Raw genomic sequence first — 22,135 nt, forward strand, 5'->3', positions numbered from 1 at the left:
ATAATAAGTGTTGATGTTGACAGGCATTATTGTCGAGGCTGTTAAGGCACGAACAGCGCGGAACAATCTGTGCGTCTAAAGATGAACTGTGACGTCCTCTTTGGGTCGACCTGAAGAGAGCAAAAGTGGAATCCAGCGCGCTGATGCCTACCACTGACATTTTATCTCCCCGTTCATCAGATTTGTGAAGCACATCACGCAAAGCCATGTAATTAGCAGGGAATTGTGCTTTGACCCGTGTTTGGCAGCGTTTGTGTCTCTGGCCTGTTCGAAACAATATGGCAGAAGCACGCGAAACCCTCGTTTTGTCGTGGTAATGTATACGCTTTGCGTTTCATGGAATGGGTTTTTAAGATGGCGAAATTGCGGGTAGGGATCGTATTTGGTGGTAAATCAGCGGAACATGAAGTGTCTTTGCAATCGGCAAAAAATATTGTCGATGCCATCGACAAGACCCGCTTTGATGTTGTGCTGTTAGGTATTGATAAACAAGGACAATGGCACGTTAGCGATGCCAGTGACTATCTGCTGAACGTAGACGACCCCGCTCATATTGCGCTGCGTCCTTCAGCCACAAGCGTGGCGCAGGTGCCCGGCAAACAGGAGCACCAGCTCATCGACGCGCAGAACGGCCAACCGCTGCAAACGGTTGATGTGATTTTCCCTATCGTTCATGGAACGCTGGGAGAAGACGGCTCGCTACAGGGCATGCTTCGTGTGGCAAATTTACCGTTCGTCGGTTCTGATGTGCTCGGCTCTGCGGCCTGTATGGACAAAGATGTCACTAAGCGCCTGCTGCGCGATGCCGGGTTGAATATTGCCCCCTTTATGACGCTCACTCGCACCAACCGCAATACGGTTAGTTTTGCAGAGGTAGAAGCGCGTCTCGGCCTGCCGCTATTTGTTAAACCGGCGAACCAGGGCTCCTCGGTTGGCGTCAGCAAAGTCACCAACGAAGCGCAGTATCACCAGGCCGTGGCACTGGCGTTTGAATTTGATCATAAAGTGGTGGTTGAGCAAGGCATCAATGGTCGCGAGATCGAATGTGCCGTTCTCGGTAACGATCATCCGCAAGCCAGTACCTGCGGCGAGATTGTCCTGAACAGCGATTTTTACGCCTACGACACCAAGTACATTGACGATAACGGCGCTAAAGTGGTGATCCCTGCGGCGATCACCTCAGAAGTGAACGAAAAGATCCGTGAGATCGCCGTTCAGGCGTATCAAACACTGGGCTGTGCAGGTATGGCGCGCGTCGATGTTTTCTTAACACCAGACAATGAAGTGGTGATCAACGAGATCAACACGCTGCCTGGGTTTACCAATATCAGCATGTATCCGAAACTGTGGCAGGCAAGCGGTTTGGGTTATACCGATTTGATCAGCCGTTTGATCGAGCTGGCGCTGGAACGCCACGCGGCTAACAATGCGCTGAAAACCAGTATGTAAACGAAGAGTCGTCATGCGTCGAACAGCATCTCTGCCACCCGACGTTTTGACGCAAATAAAGCCCGATAACTGCACGTTATCGGGTATCTTCCGCTTCATCTTCCACGCGGCGGCGAATAATCAGCCCAGCGAGCCAAAAACTAATCACCCATGTGACCAGCCCTACCGCATAGGTTTGCCACCCTTTGGCTTCAAAACCCAATAACCCCACCACCCCATTCAGAATGAAGATAAGCCCAATGGCAAAAGCATAGTAGTGCCAGTCACGGCGAATTTTTACAGGCAAGTTCATGACAGCTCCGGGGACAGGGCGTAAAAGAACATCCTCGCACATTTACGCCTGACGGTCTGTGGCAGACGCGGAATTTCTGAAATGTTACACAACTTAACGCAAAGATCGTATTTTGTGACAACGAACAGAAATCTGCAATCCAGGAGTAATCCCTGGGCGAAATTACCATCATTCTGATATTGACAAATCTGATGACCTGCCAGAATTACTGCGAGCCACTGGTATGACGCCAGAGTAGCAGAATTCCCCCGGAGGTCTTTATGGCTGATTTCACTCTCTCAAAATCCTTGTTTGGCGGGAAGAAGCGGGATACTACCTCCACTTCCGGTAACATCGCTTACGCCGTATTTGTGCTGTTTTGCTTTTGGGCAGGGGCGCAAATTTTAAATCTGCTGGTTCACGCGCCGGGCGTCTATGAACATTTGATGCAGGTACAGGAAACCGGACGACCTCGTGTCGAGATCGGCTTAGGCGTCGGCACCCTTTTTGGTCTGGTGCCGTTCCTCGCGGGATGCTTGATTTTCGGTGTGATTGCCGCGTTCCTACGCTGGCGCCAGCGTCATCAATAACCCCGGAACCAACAGACTCCGGGACTTATCCTGCCGGAGAATTCATACAGCGAGCCCGACGTTCATCTACCCGTTTTGCAAACCATGCGGTGGTCAGATTACGCGTGATCTTCGGGCTTTCCAGTTGAATCCCTGGCAACATTTCTCTCGGTAGCGCTTTGCCTGTTTTGGTTTCTGCCAGTTTATACACCTTCTCGTACAGCACCGTCTTTTCGAATGCCAGACTGTCACCTTTCTCCAGTTGGCGACGAATCTCGCTCTCACTCATTCCCAGTGTGTTTGCCAGTTTACGTATCGCCAGTTCTGTTTTGCCCGGCTCTTTGCTGTCATAACGGATCAGATCGCCATCAAGGGCCAGTTTCACACCACTGGCTTTGGCCACCGCATTCTGGAAAGCCGCATTACGACTGGCGTACCAACCGGCATTAAAATCGGCGAAACGGAAAATGGGCGCAGTGTAATTCGCGGGATAATTCAGCAGATGGTACGTACCGAACCACAATCCGCCCCGGCGGGAGAAGACCTCCTGGCGCACCGTGCCTTCCATTTTCCACGGATAGCCTTTGGTATGCTGCTCGGCAAACGCGATGCTGACCTGCATTGGGCCGCCCGTGTGAACCGGATTAAGCGAACCAAACAGCGTCTGCCCCATAGGCACCATATTAATAAAATCATCAAAAATGGCGCTGAGCTGTTTCTCCGTTTTCACCGAGTCCAGACGTTCGCTGTAGCTCTTCCCTGTCGGGGAGTTGATTTTCAACGCCGTATGGACCAGGAAAACGGGGATGTGCATACGCTCGGCACGTTTGTCGATCTCCTGCCAGGCAATCTTACTCAGGCCTGGCACGGCGGGGTCAGCCTGATAATTTGACTCTTGCTGCGCCACCGCCAGCACCGAACAGACATTTTCGACCGTCGGCGCCAGCCCCTGACTCTCAAAAGTCTTTGCCAGATCCTTCGCCCAGGCATCCCGGTCTTTCACACTTGCCGGCATTTTCTGGCGCACCACGCTTGCCACATCCACGGGCTTTTCACCCTTTTTTAAGGGCTGCGGGGGTTGGGTACTACAACCTGCCAACACCAGCACAGCCAGTAATGATAAGGGGTAAAGACGGGATACCGCCGGCATAACGTTTCCTTTTGTTAGCTAAATGTGTTGGTCACTTCCTGAATTTCTTGTCCATCCAGTTCACGTTCAAAGCTGCGTAAACGTTTATAGATAGACATCAGCTCAACCAGCGTGGTCCAGGAATTGATCAGATACTGGAAGGAGCCGCGCACCTGACCAAAAACGTTGGTGATTTGCGTCATCAGACCCAACGTAATGGTACCCGCAACAATCGACGGAAACAGCAGGAACAGACCGAAAACATTATCCACTTGCAAATAGAGAATGCGGGCAATGTTGAAGTACATATAGTGGAAATAGAGACGGAAATAGTTCTGGCGCACCGCACTGAACAATTCCCGTATGGTAGGCGGCGTAGCGCGACTGCCGTCATCTTCGCCGTAAACCAGTTCTTTACGGTAAGCTGCTTCAACGCGCTGGTTTTTAAATTCCAGCCCCGGCAGTTTGATCCCCACCACGGCCAGTAATCCTGTACCCATCAGCGACCAGACGATCGCGGCAATCACCAGACCGTAAGGAATGTGCCCGACCACCGGCAGTTCCGGCACATGCGCGGAAAGCGTGACCAGCACCGGCAAAAAGGCGATCAACGTCATGATCGCATTAATGAAACTCACGCCCATATCTTCGAGGGTTGACGCAAAACGCATGGTGTCTTCCTGCACACGCTGTGCGGCGCCTTCAATGTGACGCAGGTGCTGCCAGTGCGCCATGTAATGTTCGTTCATGGCAGTACGCCAGCGGAACACATAGTGGCTCACAAAGAAATTATTCATCACGCCAATGACCACAGCGATCAGCGCAATACCAAGAAATACGCCCACTTCATGATAGAACTGCCCGATGGTCACTTTATGCGGCGAACTTAATGCCGTCTGGATCAAGTCATAGAATGGGGCATACCAGGCGTTGACGGCGACCCCCACTTCAACCAGAAACCAGGTGACGAAGATAATCAACGACGTGCCAAGAATTGACCAGTACTGCCAGCGGTGCGGGCTATAGATAAACCAGAACAGTGCAAACAGCCCCACGCAAATAATGTAGTAAGCGTAAAAAACCAGGTAGTCCAGCGACCAGAATCGTGCGGCGCTGATGGGAATATTACCGGACGCGCCTGTGATATGCGCAACCCAGGCTCCCCCACCCGCTTGCCAGAAGATGACAGCAACCAACGCCCAAATAAATGCCGAGATAAAAAACGGCCCTGGCTTGGGGAAAAAAGACTTAAACATGATGCTCTCCTGCTAACTTCTTATCGTTATGACGACTGCTGTTTATTTTTGCGCCACACACGGCGGTAATGCAGATCTTCGCCCACGAAAAACGAGACGGAACCGACCATTGTGACCAGGATCATGGCGCTTAGTTCGCTTTCCAGACTTCAGGAATTGTTTCGACGGGTTTCACAAAAACGAAATTCTTCGGCGTCCCGAGGTTACCACAAGCGTGGGATCACAAAAGCGAACTTTCACTCTCAAGAAAAAAAGCCCCATTTACTCGCCGTTACGTTTTTCCCACTATCATTGCTCTATTTAGCGCTTTGCAGGCGCCGCTGAGTAGTATATACAACAAATCGTTCAGGTCGCGTCGAGGCGGTCTGAAAGAAGAAGTGTGTAAACTCGCATTGTTCTCTTCAATTAACTTATGGACACCACCGTTGAAACGTAGTCTGCTTTTTTCTGCCGCGCTGTGTGCGGCGTCATTGACACCTGTCCACGCGGCCCAACCTGGCCTCGATCCGGTTTTTGCTTCCGATATCGTCGATCGTTACGCCGAACATATTTATTACGGCAGCGGCGCCACGGGAATGGCGCTGGTTGTGATAGATGGAAATCAACGTGTGTTCCGTAGTTTTGGTGAAACACGACCAGGAAATAACGTCCATCCGCAGTTAGATTCGGTCATTCGTATTGCGTCACTCACCAAATTGATGACCAGTGAAATGCTGGTGAAATTGCTCGATCAGGGTACGGTGAATCTGCACGATCCGTTGAGTAAGTATGCGCCCCCTGGCGCACGCGTTCCGACATATCAGGGAGCGCCGATTACGCTGGTGAATCTGGCGACCCATACCAGTGCATTGCCGCGTGAACAACCCGGCGGTGCGGCGCATCGTCCGGTGTTTGTCTGGCCAACCCGTGAACAGCGCTGGAGCTATCTCTCTACCGCAACATTAAAAGCAGCGCCGGGTTCACAGGCCTCATATTCTAATCTGGCGTTCGACCTGCTGGCCGACGCGCTGGCAACGGCCTCAGGCAAGCCTTATACCCAGATTTTTGAAGAGCAGATCACCCGTCCGCTCGGGATGAAAGATACGACGTTTACCCCCTCGCCCGATCAGTGCAAACGCCTGATGGTCGCAGAGAAAGGCGCCAGCCCCTGTAATAACACGTTAGCGGCCGTTGGCAGCGGCGGCGTGTACTCAACGCCAGGGGATATGATGCGCTGGATGCAGCAGTATCTCTCCTCTGATTTTTATCACCGCAGCAACCAGGCTGACCGCATGCAGACACTCATCTATCAGCGTGCGCAGTTGAGGAAAGTGATTGGCATGGACGTCCCTGGCAGAGCTGATGCTCTGGGGCTGGGTTGGGTTTACATGGCACCGAAGAATGGGCGTCCGGGGATCATTCAGAAAACAGGCGGCGGTGGCGGTTTTATTACCTATATGGCCATGATCCCACAACAGAACGTTGGTGCGTTTGTCGTGGTGACACGTTCTCCGCTGACCCGGTTTACCAGTATGAGCGACGGTCTCAACGATCTGGTCACGGAATTGAGCGGCAATAAACCCCGGGTGGTTCCTGCATCCTGAGTTAGTACTCTGAAGGCAAACGGGTGATACCAACCAGTTTGCCTTTATTCATTACGATGTAACCGCCCTTACGCAAAGCAGCAAGCACTTCGGCAACAACAGAGCGTGAAATTCGCGTTCTCTGGTGAATATAATTCATAACACCAATACGAAAACGCAGCTCATCATCCCACTCATTCATTGAGATCAATGTGGCCCGGATTTGTTCGTAGGAGTTATGACCAATCAACTGTAAATCACGCAATTCCATAATGCGGTTTTTCCATGCCAGCCAGCAAAATGCCTCACGCCACAGATTATTTTTTTCAATTATTTTTATCGTTTGAGACGAAGGAAGATGATACCCAGCGCAGCTACCTTCCGTTATTAATTTATACTGCATATCATTTTTCATAACACCATCAGATAACCCAATGATAAAGGGGGCCTGAGCAATACCTACAAGTATATGTTCTCCTCTCCATAAAGAAATGGCGCCACTTAAGATAACAAACGTATTGTCCTTATGATTATCATTAGAAAAAACAGTCTGTTTTTCGTTACACAACTCGAAGCGAGTGCCATATTTAGACAAACATTGATCGAGTTTACCAAATTCATTAACTGGTTTACTCAACGATAGCATTTTTCGTCCTATGCAATAATGCCCGTCAAATCCTTGACGGGCATTTCTTAGATTAAATAATTTTTAGTAACTTTCTCAGAGAGAAATAATTACCAGGTATATTTAACACCCACGTTTGCCGCCCAATCTTGATCTACGTCGCCGCCACCGAGATAGTTAGCATCGGTATAGGCGCTGAAGTTCTTGGTAAAGCTAAATTGTGTACCCAGGCCAACACGTACCGCTGAACCTTCGGTGCCGTTGTCGATAGAGTCACCGTTTACGTCAGCATCGTTGTTGGCGTCGTCGTAAACGTAAGCCAGTTTGAAGTACGGAGTCAGAGCCTGATCCTGGCTGTAAGTGAAGGTATAACCGGTATCAATACCCAGTTCATAGCGCATGCTGTCGTATGACTGACCGTCAACTTTCATGTCGTTGCTCAGCTGGTAGTCATCACCAGACTGGAACAAGCCGGATACGCTGCCGTACGGAGTGACATAACCTGCATCACCCACTTTCCAGTCGTAACCCAGTTTCAGACCGAAGCCCCAGGCATCAGAGTTGGTGCTGCCGTCAACGTAAGTACCGTCGCTCATGGATGCAGAAAGATCGTTGTTGAAGTGAGAATAACTCAGGTTGCCATCAACAAAAATGTCGTTCGCGAAGTGGGCAGAAGAGTAGATGTAGGCAGTCTGGCTGTCTTGATCCACCTGACCTGTACGGTCACTCATGTCACCTTTCGCAAAGCCTGCTGCAGCACCCACAATCCACTTAGCGTTGTTACCGTCAACTTTGGTATCAACACCCACCATGATGCCGTTGACATCCTGATCGTAGCTAATGGTGTCGTTGTCGCCGTTGAAGTTACCACCGAAGTAACTTACCCAAGCACCACCATTATCTGTCAGTCCATGACGAGAGTTGCTCAGACGCGTACCTACGGTATCCTGCTCCAGATTCCAGATATTGCTGTTAGCAGACGGAATGCTCAGCGCCATGTTCGCGTAGTCGGTCAACTCCATCTGCTGCATCACAACAGTATTGCCTTTCTGCTCAGCCTGGTAAGTGTAAGCACCCAGATCGGCTTTGTTTGCCGCAGAGAAGGTCGCAGTGCTGTTCTTGTCATTCACATAGATCAGCTCTTTGCCGTTGTAGTCAGCAATGGAGCCAGCACCTGTTGCGTTGTCGATACGGACTTTGTAGTTACCGGTTGCAGCTGCAACGTGGTCGCCTGCGTTATCCACTTCGGACTGATCAGCAGAACTGTCGGCATCGCCGTTGCCATTAATGGTCAGATGACCATCAGAGTTCATCGCAACAACACCGTAACCGTAGTTAGACTTCGTGGTGTCATTGGTGCGGTCGTTGGTCAGGTCGGCATCCAGCACATAATCGCTGCTGTGAATGTCGAACACCCCTGCATGGATATTACCGCCAGTATCAGTCGTGCTGGTCAGATTCAATACATCTGTACGGAACGGACTGGCATCATACTGATCAACATTGACATCCAGCAGACCGCCGTTGGTTACGGTGATGGTGTTGGCATACAGCGCCGCATCAGCTTCATTCCAGCCAGCAGAGACATCGTCAGCCAAAGATACGGTACTGTTGTCGATAGTCAGAGAGTCAGTAGCGACATGACCATCTTCACCGATATTCAGAGCAGAACCACCGGTCAGGGAGATGGAGTCAGAAACCAGTCGGGAATCCGCTACATTGACCTGAGAGCCGCTGTTGATGCTCAGCGTATCAATCAGAGAGGCTTTGGTAGTATCCCACTCAGAACCGCCGTTCAGCGTTACGTTGAACAGACCGCTTTGATAAACTTCGTTGCCAACAACGTGACCGTCTTCATCATAAGCGGTACCGTCAGTGTTAATGCCATAGGTGGAAGATGGCCACAGGCTATTGGCTGCAATGTCGATCAGTGTTGCCGTCGCATCAGTACCCGCAGCTACGCTGTCATATACACCATCACCATCGGTATCAACCTGATGTACAGACATTGCTGCACCGACCCATTTGCTACCATTATTCAGGGTAACATCCATGCGGTCAGTACCATCCCAGCCATTGGTGTCGAGATCGGCATCGGTATCACGATAGGAATCAGCACCGTTCGGGAAGAAGTTTTCGTCGAAGTTGCTGGAGAACACAACATCGCCCATCAGAGTAGAATTGCTGAGATTGACCGTCGTCTGCATCGCGTTGTCTGCATACGGATTCGCAATTGCGGCAATCGCAACGTCATCAGCAGTCAGAGTATTGCTATAGTCGCTTGCGTTATTGGTATTGCCGAACCAGCCTGAAGTTCCTTCATCTGACCAGGAACCTGACGTCACGGTAGAATCAGTCACAGTGATAGTATTGTTGAACACTTCGCCGCTGTTTACGCCAGTACTAACGGTGTTGTCGTCAATATCTTCCCACTCATAGCCCTGAGCCAGCGTGATGCCCGCGACATGTGAGTTATTGGTAATCGCCAGATCGACTTCCTGATCCAGGGTGATGGCGGTCCCCATGTTATAAACGTCTACAACGTGAGTATCGGCAGTGCCATCAGTGTTTGTGCCATTATAAGTATAATGTTCGTAATTATCGTCGATCGTTGAATTATCAACGGTCAACGCCAGACGATCATAAACATAACCCGTATCACGACCACCTGCACAATCGCTCGTCATGCACTCTGAAGTAATCATTCCGTGCACGGTGCTGTTTTTGATTGTCAGACTATTACTATTGGTATTCGTCGAAAGACCATCATCCAGATAGTAGGTGGAGATTACGCCGTTAACGGTCGCGTTATTGACTACCGGGTAGATATCTCCGTTGTAAAGGCTATCGGTCGCGTAGTTGTTCCAGCCGACGTAACCATCATAATAAACGCCGTCAGCATAAGTTGCGTCGTTATAGTGCGTAAACGTTGTGTAAGTAGTACCAGAAATATCAGTGGAAGCATTTGCCTGAGAGGCGATTGCCAAAGTGCAAGCCAATGCTAATTGTGAGACTACAAGTTTCTTTTTCCAGGAGTGCATTTGTCATCCCTCCTCAGGGACGTAATATCGTTGGTCCGTCAATTATCAATGCGTAAAAAAACAGTGTATTTCGCAAGGACGATTATGCGGTACCCGCACTAAAAGGTTCAATTATTCTTTCCCGGCAGTCCGAAATCGGACAATAAACAGAACACTGCAACCATCTAATAAGAACCTCAAAAACATCATTAAAAATTAGTGCGTTATATAGAATTTAAAAGAAAGATCCATACAAATCATCAATAATAAAAACAAGTAAAAACAAAACAGCGAATAAATAATTAGCCATCATTCAAATAATAACAAAATAAAATAAATTGATATTTTAAATATGCAAAAAACAACGATTTCACCCGCCAATATAAATATTTAGCCAGCCATAACAAAATATTGTTCAACTATTTATTTAATAAATCGTGAAAGCAAAAGCATAAGGCCAACTTTCGTAAAACACTCGCACGCAGCTTCAGGTATACTACGGCCTTCGATTCCACAAACATCAGGCATACCATGACAGACTTAATCCAACGCCCTCGCCGCCTGCGCAAATCCGCTGCGCTTCGCGCTATGTTTGAAGAGACAACACTCAGCTTAAATGACCTGGTGTTGCCGATCTTTGTTGAAGAAGAACTCGACGACTATGAAGCAATTGAAGCGATGCCCGGCGTCATGCGCATTCCAGAGAAGCATCTCGCGCGCGAAATTGAGCGCATTGCCAACGCGGGCATTCGTTCCGTCATGACCTTTGGCATTTCGCACCATACCGATGACACCGGCAGCGATGCCTGGAAGGAAGATGGTCTGGTGGCACGTATGTCACGTATCTGCAAACAAACGGTGCCGGAAATGATTGTCATGTCTGACACCTGTTTCTGCGAATACACATCACACGGTCATTGTGGCGTACTGTGCGAACACGGTGTGGATAATGACACAACGCTGACCAATCTGGGTAAGCAAGCGGTCGTGGCAGCAGCAGCAGGCGCTGACTTTATCGCCCCTTCCGCAGCAATGGACGGTCAGGTGCAGGCAATCCGCCAGGCGCTCGATGCCGCAGGCTTTACCGACACCGCCATCATGTCCTATTCCACCAAATTCGCCTCCTCTTTCTATGGCCCATTCCGCGAAGCGGCAGGCACGGCGCTGAAAGGCGATCGTAAAACCTACCAGATGAACCCGATGAACCGTCGTGAGGCGATCCGCGAATCACTGCTCGACGAAGCGCAGGGTGCTGACTGCCTGATGGTGAAACCGGCTGGCGCATATCTGGATATTTTGCGTGATATCCGTGAACGCACCGAACTGCCGATCGGCGCTTATCAAGTGAGTGGCGAATACGCGATGATCAAATTCGCCGCCATGGCTGGCGCGATTGATGAAGAGAAAGTGGTGCTGGAAAGCTTAGGGTCGATCAAACGCGCGGGCGCGGATCTGATCTTCAGCTACTTTGCGCTGGATCTGGCTGAGAAAAAAATCCTGCGTTAAGTTAACACCGTGAGTTTAATACCGGGATATCCGGGGCGACCACCGGGTTTGGCGTCCCTCCGGGAACCCAATCCCGGTGTTTCCCCTCATTCATTGGCTTAAGTGAACGGTGTTATGCGTTAAGTTGTTTTACCTGATGGCGGCTTCGCTATCTCCGGCCTACAAAAATGGAGATCCGGTAAGCGAAGCGCCATTAGCCAATATTCAACCTGCACGGAAGTAAGGTTTATCGCCCAGAATGGTCGCCCGGTGCATAATGCGCCGCTGCGGCAGGTAATCGGCGTTGGCGTAATGTTGCGTCACCCGATTATCCCAAATCGCCACGTCATCAGGTTGCCAGCGCCAGCGCACCTGGAACTCAGGTTTTGTGATGTGCGCAAACAGGAATCCGAGTAGCGCTTCACTCTCTTTTTCCGTCACATCGACAATCCGCGTGGTAAAACCTTCATTCACAAACAGCACCTGCTTACCGCTCACCGGATGGGTGCGTACGACCGGATGCAGCAATGGCGGGTGCTTTGCCACCGCCTCCAGCCAACGCTGATGATCGTCTTCGCTTTTGCGATATTTATATTCCTGAAACGATTTACGAAAATCATGCTCCGCGTGAAGGCCACTCAACAGCTGACGGAAAGGCGCTGAAAGCGCCTCAAACGCCGCAATCCCGCTAGTCCATAACGTATCGCCACCGGTTGAGGGCAGTTCTTTGGCTGCCAGAATCGCCCCGGCGGGCGGTGTTTCAATAAACGTCACATCGGTGTGCCAGTTGTCGTTGTCCGGCGGATTATCGTTATGGGTATCCAGCACGATAATCTCATCGACCCCTTCGGCATGCGGGTAGACCGGATGAATATGCAGTTCGCCGAAACGCTGCGCCAGCGCGCGCTGTTGCAGCGGCGTGATGGCCTGCTCGCGCAGGAACACCACCTGATGGCGCAGCACCGCGTGGTAGAGCTGTTCAAACTGGTTATCGCTCAGCGGGCGGGTTAAATCCGCACCGGAAACCTGCGCGCCAATATACGGTCCCAGCGGGGTAATGCTCAGACGTTCACTCATTGTACTTCTCCATGCCAGGGTGTCAGGCGTCGCTGGAGCGCACGCAGACCCAGTTCTAAAAGAAAGGCAATCACCGCAATGACTGCGATACCCGCCAGCACCACGTCGGTCGCCAGAAACTCCCCCGCCGACTGCACCATAAAACCTAAACCTCGCGTTGCCGCAATCAGCTCCGCCGCCACCAGCGTCGACCAGCCAACGCCCAGTCCGATACGTAATCCGGTGAGGATTTCCGGTAACGCACCGGGCAGAATCACAAACCACAGCACCTGCATACGGCTGGCGCCCAGCGATCTTGCCGCGCGAAGGCGAACCTGCTGCGCGCTTTTTACTCCCGCCATCGCCGACATCGCGACAGGCGCGAAAATAGCCAGATAAATCAGCAGGATCTTGGAGGTCTCGCCAATGCCAAACCAGATAACCATCAGCGGCAGATAGGCGAGCGGCGGCACCGGGCGATAAAGTTCGATAATGGGATCAAGAATGCCGCGCACCGTCGGGCTTAACCCCATCGCGATCCCGATTGGAATACCGATAATCACCGCCGCCAGCAGCGCCAGCACAATGCGGGTCAGACTGGCCGCCAAATGTTGCCACAGAGTGGCATCCATAAAGCCCTGCGGCCCGGCAATCGCGATCAGTTTCTGCAATACCTGCTCCGGCGGTGGCAGAAACAATGGGCTTACCAACTGCAACGCCGCCACCATCCACCACACGGCGAGGATAACCGCCAGCGTGGCGAGACTTAACGTTATCTGTCGCGAGAATGGCCAGCGCCATTTCAACGTCCGCTGACGCGGCTTATCACCGATCACCACACTCATCAAAAGGCCTCCCGTTGCTCAAAGACGCGGCTTAACACATATTCACGGGTCTCGATAAACTGCGGATCGGACTTAATACTGCGACTCGGTTCACCCGCGACAAACCGGCGGGCAAAGTTCAGCGGCAGACGTTCCAGCACCCGGCCAGGCCCTGGAGACAACAGCACCAGTTCGGTGGCCATAAATACCGCCTCTTCAATATCATGCGTAATCAGCAGTACCTTTTTGCCCGTCTCATGCCAGAGCGTCAGCAACAGGGTTTGCATCTGCTCGCGGGTAAAAGCATCCAGCGCGCCAAAAGGCTCGTCCAGCAGCAAAAGCTGCGGATTCGCCGCCAGCGCGCGAGCAATCCCCACCCGCTGGCGCTGCCCGCCGGAAAGCTGCCAGGTAAAACGTTTTCCCGCCCCTTCCAGCCCGACCTTTTTCAGCATCTCCTGCGCTATCTGCTGACGTTGCGCTTTCTCTACGCCCGCCAGTTGCAGGCCAAATCCAACGTTATCCTGCACGTTACGCCAGGGGAGCAGACCTTCGTGCTGAAAGACCACGCCGCGCTCTGCGCCTGGGCCGTCCACCGGCTTACCCTCCAGCAGGATGCTGCCGCGCTGATACGGCACGAATCCGGCAATCAGGTTCAGCAGTGTGGTTTTTCCACAGCCCGACGGCCCCAGCACCACCAGCAGTTCACCGCTGTCGAGCGTCAGGCTGATATCATCCAGCGCCGGTTTACCGCCGTAATCCGCAAAGAGATGAGAAATTTGCAGCATCAGCGCCTCCTTTATTGCACGAAGCGGTCGGTGACGTACTGGCTGTAATCTGTCGCCACGGCGGGTACTTTGCCCTGCTCTTTGAGGAACTGTGCGGTGTCGATAATCGCTTTGTTTACCGGTCCGGTGAGTTCAGCCGTCTGCTGTTGCGGCGTCAGATAGGTGTTGCCTTTCACCAGTCCCGGCACGTCGGCTTCGGGTACACCGCTTAGGCGCGACAGTTTGCTGATGTTTTCCGGCTGTTTCAGCCATTCATCAGGATTCTCGAGATAGGGTTGCTGGGCATCGATGGCGCTTTTGGCGAACGCTTTCACCACCTCCGGATGCTTCTCGGCAAAGTCTTTACGCACTACCCAAACATCCAGCGTCGGCGCGCCCCATTCACCCACTTTTTCGGAGTCGGTCAGCACCTTGCCGTCTTTTTCCAGCGCGTTCACCGCAGGCGCCCAGACGTAGGCGCCGTCGATATCCCCGCGCTGCCAGGCGGCAATAATTGCAGGCGGTTGCAGGTTCACAATCTCCACCTGGCCGGGCTTAATCCCCCAGTGCTTTAAGGCCGCCAGCAAACTGTAATGGGTGGTCGAAATAAAGGGAACGGCGATCCGTTTGCCAATCAGATCTTCGGGCTTGCTGATGTTTTTCTTCACCACCAGTGCTTCAGAATTACCGAGTTTTGACGCGAGCAAAAAGACTTCAATTGGCACCTGCTGACTGGCGGCGACCGCCAATGGGCTGGAACCCAGATTGCCGATCTGCACATCGCCGGAGGCCAGCGCCCGCACAATGCTCGCGCCGCTGTCGAACTTGCGCCAGTCAACGGTGGCCCCGCTCTCTTTGGCGAACGTGTTGTCTGCCTGCGCCACTTTCGCCGGTTCCGCAGACGTCTGATACGCGACGGTGACGTTAACCGCCTGCGCCTGAAAAGCGATGAATACCAGTACGGCAATGACGGTGCTACGCGATGTTAAAGCCATATTGTCTGCTCCCCTATTTTGTTATGGAGGCAGTATTTCGTGGCGGCTGAGTTTGATAAAGGAATTAAAAATTCTGGCTAAGAACAAAGCGTTTTTAGAAATAAAACGGCAAAGGTTAGCAATTTTGCGCAGTAACAAGAGGCATGTCTGGCACCAATGCCGGATGGCGGCGCAAGTGCCTTACCCGGCCTACAGGCTACAGGCGCGCCAGACAAAACATTGCGATTTTGTTACATTCATTACATAACTACGTCCCGATGATTGCCAGCACAGTGCTGACAGGCATCATAGGGTCATAATTTGGCAAGAGAAGATTATTATGATTCGTGTTGTGCTGGTGGATGACCACGTGGTGGTTCGTTCCGGCTTTGCGCAATTATTAGGCCTCGAAGACGATCTCGAGGTCACCGGTCAATACAGCAGCGCTGCCGAGGCATGGCCTTCTCTGATAAGGCATGACGTAAACGTCGCCGTACTGGATATCGCCATGCCGGATGAAAACGGCCTGAGTCTGTTGAAGCGACTGCGTGCGCAAAAACCCGACTTCCGCGCCATTGTCCTCAGCATCTATGATACGCCAGCCTTTGTGCAGAGCGCGCTGGATGCCGGAGCCAGCGGCTATCTGACCAAACGCTGTGGACCCGAAGAGCTGGTGCAGGCAGTACGTTCCGTCGGCATGGGCGGTCATTATCTGTGCGCCGACGCGTTGCGGGCGTTACGCGGTGGTAACCAACAGCCGCAGGTGCTGGATGTCCTCACCCCACGAGAACGCGAAGTGTTTGATCTCCTTGTGAAAGGTGACAGCGTAAAGGAGATCGCCTTCCGACTCGATCTGAGCCATAAAACGGTTCACGTGCATCGCGCGAATGTGCTGGGCAAACTACAGTGCCACAGCACTATCGAGCTGGTGCATTTCGCGCTCGACCATCAGTTGCTGACGGGGCATTAAATGTCACGCAGCGTTCGTCACTGGGTGATCTCACTGTTCATTGTGTTGGCCTGGGGAACGGGCTGGTTGATGCTCTGGACGCTTGGATTTTATCTGACCCATAACGGTCAGCAGGCGGCGCTGTTTTTGCCGCACGGCGTCTATCTTGCGCTGCTGATCCTGCTGTCGCGCCGCTACTGGCCCGCTTTGGTACTGCCGCCCATTCTGATACTGCTCTGGCTACACAACGAGCAGTTACTGAATGGGTATATTCTGCTGGCCGCACCGCTCATTAGTCTGATCCCCGCCAGCATTACTCAGACTTTCTGGCACCGGTTTCCCCTTTACTGGCAACGGCTAACGCTGCTGCTGGCGGCGGTTACCGCGACCTCATTACTTAACACCGCCCTGCTTTCACCGTTTATGAAAATCCCGGCGATGCTGCCCGGCCTCGCCTCGTTTACCGGGGGCGTGCTGCTGACGCCGTTCGTTTATCTGATCTTCGAATTTTTGCGCCAGCAGCACCGCTATCATCTGCTGGGGCTGGATACGAGTAACCCTCCGCTGCGCACGTCGCTCATCATCTGGTGCAGCCTGTTCTTTATTATCGGTATCGGCACTCAAATGGTGCTATCGCCAGAAATTGAACGCCTGCTGCTGATTGTTGTGTTTTTGCCCAATGTGGTCATGGCGTGGAAGTTTGGCTGGCAGGGCGGCGTGCTCTCCGGCCTGTTAGGAAGCATGATGATCACCATTGCCCGTCAGGTCGGCGTGGGGTTCAGTAATCTCATTGAGCTGGAGATCTTCCTGGCGACTCAGGCGCTGCTCGGCATTGGTCTGGGAATTGCCATCAGCCGCCAACAGCATCTGGCGCAAAACCTGCACCACTATCGTCAACGGCTTGAGGCCGAATTAGCAGCCCGACGGGCATTGACTGAAAAACTGATCCATACCGAGGAAGACACGCGAAAAAACCTGGCGCGCGAACTGCACGACGAAATCGGCCAAAACATCACCGCCATTCAGATCCAGTCACAGCTGGTAAAACGGGCGCGCGATCCGGAGCAAACGCTGGCTGCCGCCGCTCAAATAAACGATCTTGCCCGACGTATTCATCACTCGACACGCCAGTTGTTACGCCAGTTACGTCCGCCCGCCCTCGATGAGCTGTCGTTTAAAGAGGCGTTGCATCATCTGGTCAACGAATTTGCCTTTGCTGAGCGCGGCATTACCTGCCGCTTTGATTACCAGATAGCGCAACCGCCAGAGAGTGAAACGGTGCAATTCACCCTCTACCGCCTGTTACAAGAGCTACTGAATAACGTCTGTAAACATGCCGGTGCCAGCGAGATATCCATCGTGTTGCGCGAGCACAACGCACTCTTGCATCTGGAAGTGAAAGATAACGGCGTGGGTATCATCTCAACAAAAATCCCCGGATTCGGTATTCAGGGAATGCGCGAGCGCGTGAATGCGCTTGGTGGAGAATTGACGCTGGAATCGCAGCACGGCACGCGAGTAATTGTTAACTTGCCCACAGTTTTGCAACAAACCCCGTATTAACCAGGAAAAAGTCTTAGTCACTGCGGACTTTCTCTCATCCCCTTTGGTTTTCACTTTCCTATAGTCAGCGCAAACGGAGACACCATGCACGCACGCCCAGCAACTGAAACAGACCAACAATACCGGACTCTACGTCCCCGGTTGCTGATGTGCATGGTCATCGGGTATGCCGCGTTTTATCTGACGCGTAAAAGCGTGAACTACATACTCCCGGCGCTGCAAACGGATCTTGGACTGGATAAAGGCGATATCGGCCTGTTGGGGTCGCTGTTTTACCTGACCTACGGCCTGTCGAAATTCACCGCCGGGCTATGGCACGACAGCCACGGGCAGCGCTGGTTTATGGGGGTAGGACTGTTCGCCACCGGACTGTTGAACGTGGTATTCGCCTTTGGCGAGTCACTGACGTTGCTGCTGGCGGTCTGGACGCTAAACGGATTTTTTCAGGGCTGGGGATGGCCGCCCTGCGCCCGCTTGCTCACCCACTGGTATTCGCGCAACGAACGCGGTTTCTGGTGGGGCTGCTGGAATATGTCGATCAACATTGGCGGGGCCATTATCCCGCTCATTAGCGCCTTCGCCGCCCATTCATGGGGCTGGCAGGCGGCGATGCTGACACCGGGGATCATCAGCATGGCATTAGGCATTTGGTTGACGCTGCAACTGAAAGGTACGCCCCTGGAAGAGGGATTACCAACGGTAGGTGAATGGCGACATGACCCGCTGGAACTCCGCCAGCAGCAGCAAAGCCCACCGATGGGGTTAGGGCAAATGTTACGCACCACAATGCTGAAGAACCCGATGATCTGGCTGCTCGGCGTCTCTTACGTGCTGGTCTATCTGATTCGTATTGCGCTCAATGACTGGGGCAACATCTGGCTGACGGAAAGCCACGGCGTCAATCTGCTCAGCGCCAACGCGACGGTGATGCTGTTTGAAGTCGGCGGGTTGCTTGGCGCACTGTTCGCCGGATGGGGCTCAGATTTGCTGTTCAGCGGCCAGCGGGCACCGATGATTTTGCTGTTCACGCTGGGGCTGATGGTCTCCGTCGCCGCGCTCTGGCTGGCTCCAGTGCATCACTACGCACTGCTGGCGGTCTGCTTCTTTACGGTGGGCTTCTTTGTCTTTGGCCCGCAAATGTTGATTGGCCTCGCGGCTGTCGAATGCGGACACAAAGCCGCAGCAGGCTCCATCACCGGTTTTCTCGGCCTGTTCGCCTATCTGGGTGCCGCGTTGGCTGGCTGGCCTCTGTCGCAGGTGATTGAACACTATGGCTGGTCCGGGATGTTCAGTTTGCTCTCGGTCGCCGCCGTATTTATGGGTTTATTGCTGATGCCGCTATTGATGGCGGGTATTACAACCTCTCCCGGTCAAAGGATAAAACAATGAAAAAAACGCTGGTCACTACCCTGATTGCTTCCGGCATTGCGCTGGCAACCTTAAGCGGTGCAGCACAGGCCAAGGGTCGCCTGGTGGTTTACTGCAGCGCCACCAACGAAATGTGTGAAGCGGAAACCAAAGCCTTCGGCGATAAATATGACGTGAAAACGTCGTTCATCCGCAACGGTTCTGGCAGCACGCTGGCGAAGGTCGATGCCGAGAAGAAAAACCCGCAGGCCGATGTCTGGTACGGCGGCACGCTTGATCCGCAGTCTCAGGCCGGTGAAATGGATCTTCTACAGCCTTACAAATCGCCAAATCTGGAGCAGGTAATGGAGAAATTCCGCGACCCGGCGAAAGTGAAAGGCAACTACTCTTCTGCGGTCTACGTCGGTATTCTCGGCTTTGGTGTGAACACCCAGCGTCTGAAAGAGAAAAATCTGCCGGTGCCGAAGTGCTGGAAAGATCTGACCAAACCTGAATACAAAGGTGAAATTCAGATTGCCGACCCGCAAAGCTCCGGCACCGCTTACACCGCGCTGGCGACCTTCGCCCAACTGTGGGGCGAAGACCAGGCCTTTGATTACCTGAAACAACTGAACGCCAACGTCTCTCAGTACACCAAATCCGGGATTGCCCCGGCGCGTAACGCTGCTCGCGGCGAAACCGCCATCGGCATCGGCTTCCTGCACGACTATTCGCTGGAAAAAGAACAGGGCGCGCCGCTGGAACTGATCTCACCGTGCGAAGGTACTGGCTATGAAATTGGCGGCGTCAGCATCCTGAAGGGCGCACGTAACCTCGACAACGCCAAACTGTTCGTCGACTGGGTGCTGTCGAAAGACGCACAGGAACTGGCGTGGAAGAAAGGCAAGTCCTATCAGATCCTGACCAACACCACCGCTGAAACCTCACCGAACTCGCTGAAGCTCGATGACCTGAAACTGATCAACTACGACATGGATAAATACGGCTCTACAGATGTACGTAAGGCATTGATCAATAAATGGGTCAGCGAAGTGAAGATGGGTAAATAAGCATCACGATGACTTTCTCCAGGTAAGGTTACGTAGGCCGGATTAGGCAACGCCGCCATCCGGCAATTATCGTCACCCTGAATGCCGGATGGCGCTTACGCTTATCCGGCCTACGTCAGGATTGAGCACCGGAAAACGTATGTCACACACACTTGCACTCCATCCCGTGAAAAAACGGGATGCGATATTCCTTTGGGTTTTGCTGGGCTGGCTGGCGTTTGCCCTGCTGCCAAGCTGGAGCCTCGATTACGGCCTGCTGGAATCCACGGGCGATGAAATTCTTGAGTCCTACGGCTGGTCGCAGTTCAATATCAGCTGGTTATGGTATCTGCTGCCGAGTCTGCTGCTGGTACGCCCGTTCCAGGAGGCGAAACGCGAACAGCGTAGCCGCCATTACCTTGACGCGGGCTGGGCGCTACTGTGCATGGCGTTTATCGTCATCAGCGCCACCATTGAAGGGCGCGGTTTAGGATATGCGACTATCGTGCTGTTTGTCGCGCTGGGCGCGATCATGACGCTGGCGCTGACCCGCCTCGAATGGCTGGGCGGCGACCGTTTTGTGATCGGTTCACTGGTCGCCATCGTGGCATTAATCGGCGTCTTTATCGTCTGGCCGAGCATCGCCATTTTTATCCCGATGTTCACCAACGACGCAGGCGAATTCGCCCCGCTGGCGTTTATGACCGTGCTGTCGCAGGCGCATATTATTCAGGTGATCCTCAACTCCATCGCCCTGTCGATTGCGGTGGGCGTAGGGTGTACCTTCTTCGGGCTGGTGCTGGCGATCTACACCACCCGCATCGCCAAACGCAGCGCCATTATCGGGCGCATCTTCTCCATTTTGCCGATCGTCACCCCACCGTTTGTGGTCGGGTTGGGCGTCACGCTGATGATGGGCCGCTCCGGCTACATCACCGAATTGATGGTGGCGTGGTTCGGCTTAACCAATACCAACTGGCTGTACGGTTTTACCGGTATCTGGCTGGCACAGGTGCTGGCATTCACCCCGATGGCGTTTATGATCCTCGACGGAGCAATCAAAACCATTCACCCATCACTGGAAGAGGCCTCCTATACCCTGCGCGCCAGCCGCTGGCAGACCTTTAACGGCGTGTTTGTTCCACTGCTTAAACCGGCGCTGGCGAACGCCTTCTTAATTGTTATCGTGCAGTCGCTGGCTGACTTCAGTAACCCGCTGGTGCTCGGCGGTAACTTCGATGTACTGGCGACGCAAATCTATTTCTATATCACCGGTTCACAGCTGGATTATCAGGCTGCCAGCACCCTCGGCGCGTTCCTGCTGCTGTTCTCACTGCTGGTGTTCTGCATCCAGTACATGTGGATCGGCAAACGTTCTTACGTCACCGTTTCCGGTAAGTCCTACCGTGGCGACGTGCAGCCGCTGCCGGTCACCCTGGTCTGGAGCGTAATCGCCATTCTGGCGGTGTGGATAGCCTTTAACGCCCTGCTCTATGGCAGCATTTTCTACGGCAGTTTCACCGTCAACTGGGGCGTGGACTACACCCTGACGCTGGATAACTTCATCAAGCTGTTCGGCCAGGGGATGAGCGACGGGGCATGGCCTTCACTGCTTGATACCCTGCTCTACGCCGGCATCGCCGCGCCGATCACCGCCGCCTTCGGTTTGCTGATCGCCTGGGTGGTGGTACGCCAGCAGTTCAAAGGTAAAAAGACCATCGAATTCACCACCATGCTGTGCTTTGCCGTACCGGGTACCGTGGCGGGCGTCTCGTATATTCTCGCCTTTAACAGCGCCCCGGTTTACCTCACCGGAACGGCAGCGATAGTGATTATCTCAATGGTGATGCGTAACGTGCCGGTCGGCATCCGTGCCGGGATCGCTGGCCTCGGTCAAATCGATAAATCGCTCGATGAAGCCTCCCTCAGCCTGCGCGCCGGGAGCTTACGCACCATTACGCACATCCTGCTGCCGCTGCTACGCCCGGCGATCCTTTCGGCGCTGATCTACAGCTTCGTACGCGCCATTACCACCGTCAGCGCCATTGTCTTTCTCGTCACGCCAGATACCCGCGTGGCAACGGCCTACATTCTGAACCGCGTGGAAGATGGCGAATACGGGGTGGCGATCGCCTACGGCTCGATTCTGATCGTGGTGATGCTGGCGATTATTTTCCTCTTTGACTGGCTGATCGGGGAAGCACGAATCTCCCGTTCAAAAGCCAAAAACCAGGCGTAATGGA

At 53.1% G+C, this 22,135-nt stretch carries 18 protein-coding genes; 9 read left to right on the forward strand and 9 right to left on the reverse strand.

The window, feature by feature from the left end:
- The first annotated feature begins 354 nt into the window (after window positions 1-354).
- Window positions 355-1,449, forward strand: coding sequence for a D-alanine--D-alanine ligase (ddlA, locus tag AC07UY_RS04095; protein ID WP_494700705.1), 1,095 nt, complete (start codon window positions 355-357; stop codon window positions 1,447-1,449).
- A 76-nt stretch (window positions 1,450-1,525) separates the two neighbouring features.
- Here the strand turns inward: ddlA and AC07UY_RS04100 are convergent, their stop codons facing one another.
- Window positions 1,526-1,741: a DUF2754 family protein gene (locus AC07UY_RS04100; RefSeq protein WP_494659196.1), complete on the reverse strand. Its 216-nt coding sequence runs from the start codon at window positions 1,739-1,741 to the stop codon at window positions 1,526-1,528.
- 260 nt (window positions 1,742-2,001) lie between these two features.
- On the opposite strand from AC07UY_RS04100, the gene AC07UY_RS04105 reads away from it, so the two are divergent.
- Entirely contained in the window at window positions 2,002-2,310 is a 309-nt protein-coding gene (locus AC07UY_RS04105) for a YaiY family protein (RefSeq protein WP_276292630.1), read from the forward strand.
- 25 nt (window positions 2,311-2,335) lie between these two features.
- Here AC07UY_RS04105 and AC07UY_RS04110 read toward each other — a convergent pair whose 3' ends face one another.
- Together AC07UY_RS04110 and sbmA are read right to left on the reverse strand one after the other, a co-directional pair.
- The gene (locus AC07UY_RS04110; RefSeq protein WP_494700704.1) at window positions 2,336-3,439 is read right to left on the reverse strand and encodes a DUF1615 domain-containing protein; all 1,104 of its coding nucleotides are present in this window, start codon (window positions 3,437-3,439) and stop codon (window positions 2,336-2,338) included.
- 14 nt (window positions 3,440-3,453) lie between these two features.
- Window positions 3,454-4,674: a peptide antibiotic transporter SbmA gene (gene sbmA, locus AC07UY_RS04115; RefSeq protein ID WP_162380116.1), complete on the reverse strand. Its 1,221-nt coding sequence runs from the start codon at window positions 4,672-4,674 to the stop codon at window positions 3,454-3,456.
- Between the two features lie 425 nt (window positions 4,675-5,099).
- On the opposite strand from sbmA, the gene ampH reads away from it, so the two are divergent.
- Entirely contained in the window at window positions 5,100-6,257 is a 1,158-nt protein-coding gene (ampH, locus tag AC07UY_RS04120; RefSeq protein WP_203358719.1) for a D-alanyl-D-alanine-carboxypeptidase/endopeptidase AmpH, read from the forward strand.
- 1 nt (window position 6,258) lies between these two features.
- Here ampH and iprA read toward each other — a convergent pair whose 3' ends face one another.
- The gene (iprA, locus tag AC07UY_RS04125) at window positions 6,259-6,882 is read right to left on the reverse strand and encodes a hydrogen peroxide resistance inhibitor IprA (protein WP_494659194.1); all 624 of its coding nucleotides are present in this window, start codon (window positions 6,880-6,882) and stop codon (window positions 6,259-6,261) included.
- 89 nt (window positions 6,883-6,971) lie between these two features.
- The gene (gene ehaB / locus AC07UY_RS04130; RefSeq protein ID WP_494700703.1) at window positions 6,972-9,902 is read right to left on the reverse strand and encodes an autotransporter adhesin EhaB; all 2,931 of its coding nucleotides are present in this window, start codon (window positions 9,900-9,902) and stop codon (window positions 6,972-6,974) included.
- A 510-nt stretch (window positions 9,903-10,412) separates the two neighbouring features.
- Between ehaB and hemB the strand changes: the two genes are divergently transcribed.
- Window positions 10,413-11,387 (forward strand): porphobilinogen synthase, encoded by a 975-nt coding sequence (hemB, locus tag AC07UY_RS04135; RefSeq protein ID WP_494700702.1) that lies wholly within the window; start codon window positions 10,413-10,415, stop codon window positions 11,385-11,387.
- Window positions 11,388-11,591: 204 nt separating this feature from the next.
- On the opposite strand, the gene tauD is transcribed toward hemB, so the two are convergent.
- From tauD to tauA, 4 genes are read right to left on the reverse strand one after another with little or no spacing between them, the layout of a single operon-like run.
- Window positions 11,592-12,443, reverse strand: coding sequence for a taurine dioxygenase (tauD, locus tag AC07UY_RS04140; protein ID WP_494700701.1), 852 nt, complete (start codon window positions 12,441-12,443; stop codon window positions 11,592-11,594).
- Window positions 12,440-13,267, reverse strand: coding sequence for a taurine ABC transporter permease TauC (gene tauC / locus AC07UY_RS04145; RefSeq protein WP_494700700.1), 828 nt, complete (start codon window positions 13,265-13,267; stop codon window positions 12,440-12,442). The genes tauD and tauC overlap by 4 nt, the downstream gene beginning before the upstream one ends.
- Window positions 13,267-14,031, reverse strand: a complete 765-nt coding sequence (gene tauB / locus AC07UY_RS04150) for a taurine ABC transporter ATP-binding subunit (protein WP_494700699.1) — start codon at window positions 14,029-14,031, stop codon at window positions 13,267-13,269. Before tauB ends, tauC begins: the two co-directional genes overlap by 1 nt.
- Window positions 14,032-14,042: 11 nt before the next feature.
- Window positions 14,043-15,005, reverse strand: a complete 963-nt coding sequence (gene tauA, locus AC07UY_RS04155; RefSeq protein WP_494700698.1) for a taurine ABC transporter substrate-binding protein — start codon at window positions 15,003-15,005, stop codon at window positions 14,043-14,045.
- A 319-nt stretch (window positions 15,006-15,324) separates the two neighbouring features.
- Here tauA and AC07UY_RS04160 point away from each other — a divergent pair, with 319 nt between their 5' ends.
- The 5 genes from AC07UY_RS04160 to AC07UY_RS04180 all read left to right on the forward strand — a co-directional run bounded on the left by AC07UY_RS04160 (window position 15,325) and on the right by AC07UY_RS04180 (window position 22,131).
- Window positions 15,325-15,954 carry a response regulator transcription factor gene (locus AC07UY_RS04160; RefSeq protein WP_192611309.1) on the forward strand — a complete coding sequence of 210 codons (630 nt, stop codon included), beginning with the start codon at window positions 15,325-15,327 and terminating at the stop codon, window positions 15,952-15,954.
- Window positions 15,955-17,496 (forward strand): MASE1 domain-containing sensor histidine kinase, encoded by a 1,542-nt coding sequence (locus tag AC07UY_RS04165; RefSeq protein ID WP_494661622.1) that lies wholly within the window; start codon window positions 15,955-15,957, stop codon window positions 17,494-17,496.
- Window positions 17,497-17,556: 60 nt separating this feature from the next.
- Window positions 17,557-18,885 carry an MFS transporter family glucose-6-phosphate receptor UhpC gene (gene uhpC, locus AC07UY_RS04170; protein ID WP_494661654.1) on the forward strand — a complete coding sequence of 443 codons (1,329 nt, stop codon included), beginning with the start codon at window positions 17,557-17,559 and terminating at the stop codon, window positions 18,883-18,885.
- A complete protein-coding gene (locus tag AC07UY_RS04175) occupies window positions 18,882-19,913 on the forward strand; it encodes an ABC transporter substrate-binding protein (RefSeq protein WP_276292644.1) in 1,032 nt (343 codons plus the stop codon). The genes uhpC and AC07UY_RS04175 overlap by 4 nt, the downstream gene beginning before the upstream one ends.
- A gap of 139 nt (window positions 19,914-20,052) precedes the next feature.
- Window positions 20,053-22,131, forward strand: coding sequence for an ABC transporter permease (locus tag AC07UY_RS04180; RefSeq protein ID WP_494661623.1), 2,079 nt, complete (start codon window positions 20,053-20,055; stop codon window positions 22,129-22,131).
- The last annotated feature ends 4 nt before the right edge of the window (window positions 22,132-22,135 follow it).

This window comes from Citrobacter sp. GW821-FHT02E08 (genome assembly GCF_059421685.1).

What these genes read in the sequence shown, in the direction of transcription:
- ddlA (WP_494700705.1), top strand. Translation starts at nt 355, where the DNA reads ATGGCGAAATTGCGGGTAGGGATCGTATTTGGTGGTAAATCAGCGGAA.
- AC07UY_RS04100 (WP_494659196.1), bottom strand. Translation starts at nt 1,741, where the DNA reads ATGAACTTGCCTGTAAAAATTCGCCGTGACTGGCACTACTATGCTTTT.
- AC07UY_RS04105 (WP_276292630.1), top strand. Translation starts at nt 2,002, where the DNA reads ATGGCTGATTTCACTCTCTCAAAATCCTTGTTTGGCGGGAAGAAGCGG.
- AC07UY_RS04110 (WP_494700704.1), bottom strand. Translation starts at nt 3,439, where the DNA reads ATGCCGGCGGTATCCCGTCTTTACCCCTTATCATTACTGGCTGTGCTG.
- sbmA (WP_162380116.1), bottom strand. Translation starts at nt 4,674, where the DNA reads ATGTTTAAGTCTTTTTTCCCCAAGCCAGGGCCGTTTTTTATCTCGGCA.
- iprA (WP_494659194.1), bottom strand. Translation starts at nt 6,882, where the DNA reads ATGCTATCGTTGAGTAAACCAGTTAATGAATTTGGTAAACTCGATCAA.
- ehaB (WP_494700703.1), bottom strand. Translation starts at nt 9,902, where the DNA reads ATGCACTCCTGGAAAAAGAAACTTGTAGTCTCACAATTAGCATTGGCT.
- hemB (WP_494700702.1), top strand. Translation starts at nt 10,413, where the DNA reads ATGACAGACTTAATCCAACGCCCTCGCCGCCTGCGCAAATCCGCTGCG.
- tauD (WP_494700701.1), bottom strand. Translation starts at nt 12,443, where the DNA reads ATGAGTGAACGTCTGAGCATTACCCCGCTGGGACCGTATATTGGCGCG.
- tauC (WP_494700700.1), bottom strand. Translation starts at nt 13,267, where the DNA reads ATGAGTGTGGTGATCGGTGATAAGCCGCGTCAGCGGACGTTGAAATGG.
- tauB (WP_494700699.1), bottom strand. Translation starts at nt 14,031, where the DNA reads ATGCTGCAAATTTCTCATCTCTTTGCGGATTACGGCGGTAAACCGGCG.
- tauA (WP_494700698.1), bottom strand. Translation starts at nt 15,005, where the DNA reads ATGGCTTTAACATCGCGTAGCACCGTCATTGCCGTACTGGTATTCATC.
- AC07UY_RS04160 (WP_192611309.1), top strand. Translation starts at nt 15,325, where the DNA reads ATGATTCGTGTTGTGCTGGTGGATGACCACGTGGTGGTTCGTTCCGGC.
- AC07UY_RS04165 (WP_494661622.1), top strand. Translation starts at nt 15,955, where the DNA reads ATGTCACGCAGCGTTCGTCACTGGGTGATCTCACTGTTCATTGTGTTG.
- AC07UY_RS04175 (WP_276292644.1), top strand. Translation starts at nt 18,882, where the DNA reads ATGAAAAAAACGCTGGTCACTACCCTGATTGCTTCCGGCATTGCGCTG.
- AC07UY_RS04180 (WP_494661623.1), top strand. Translation starts at nt 20,053, where the DNA reads ATGTCACACACACTTGCACTCCATCCCGTGAAAAAACGGGATGCGATA.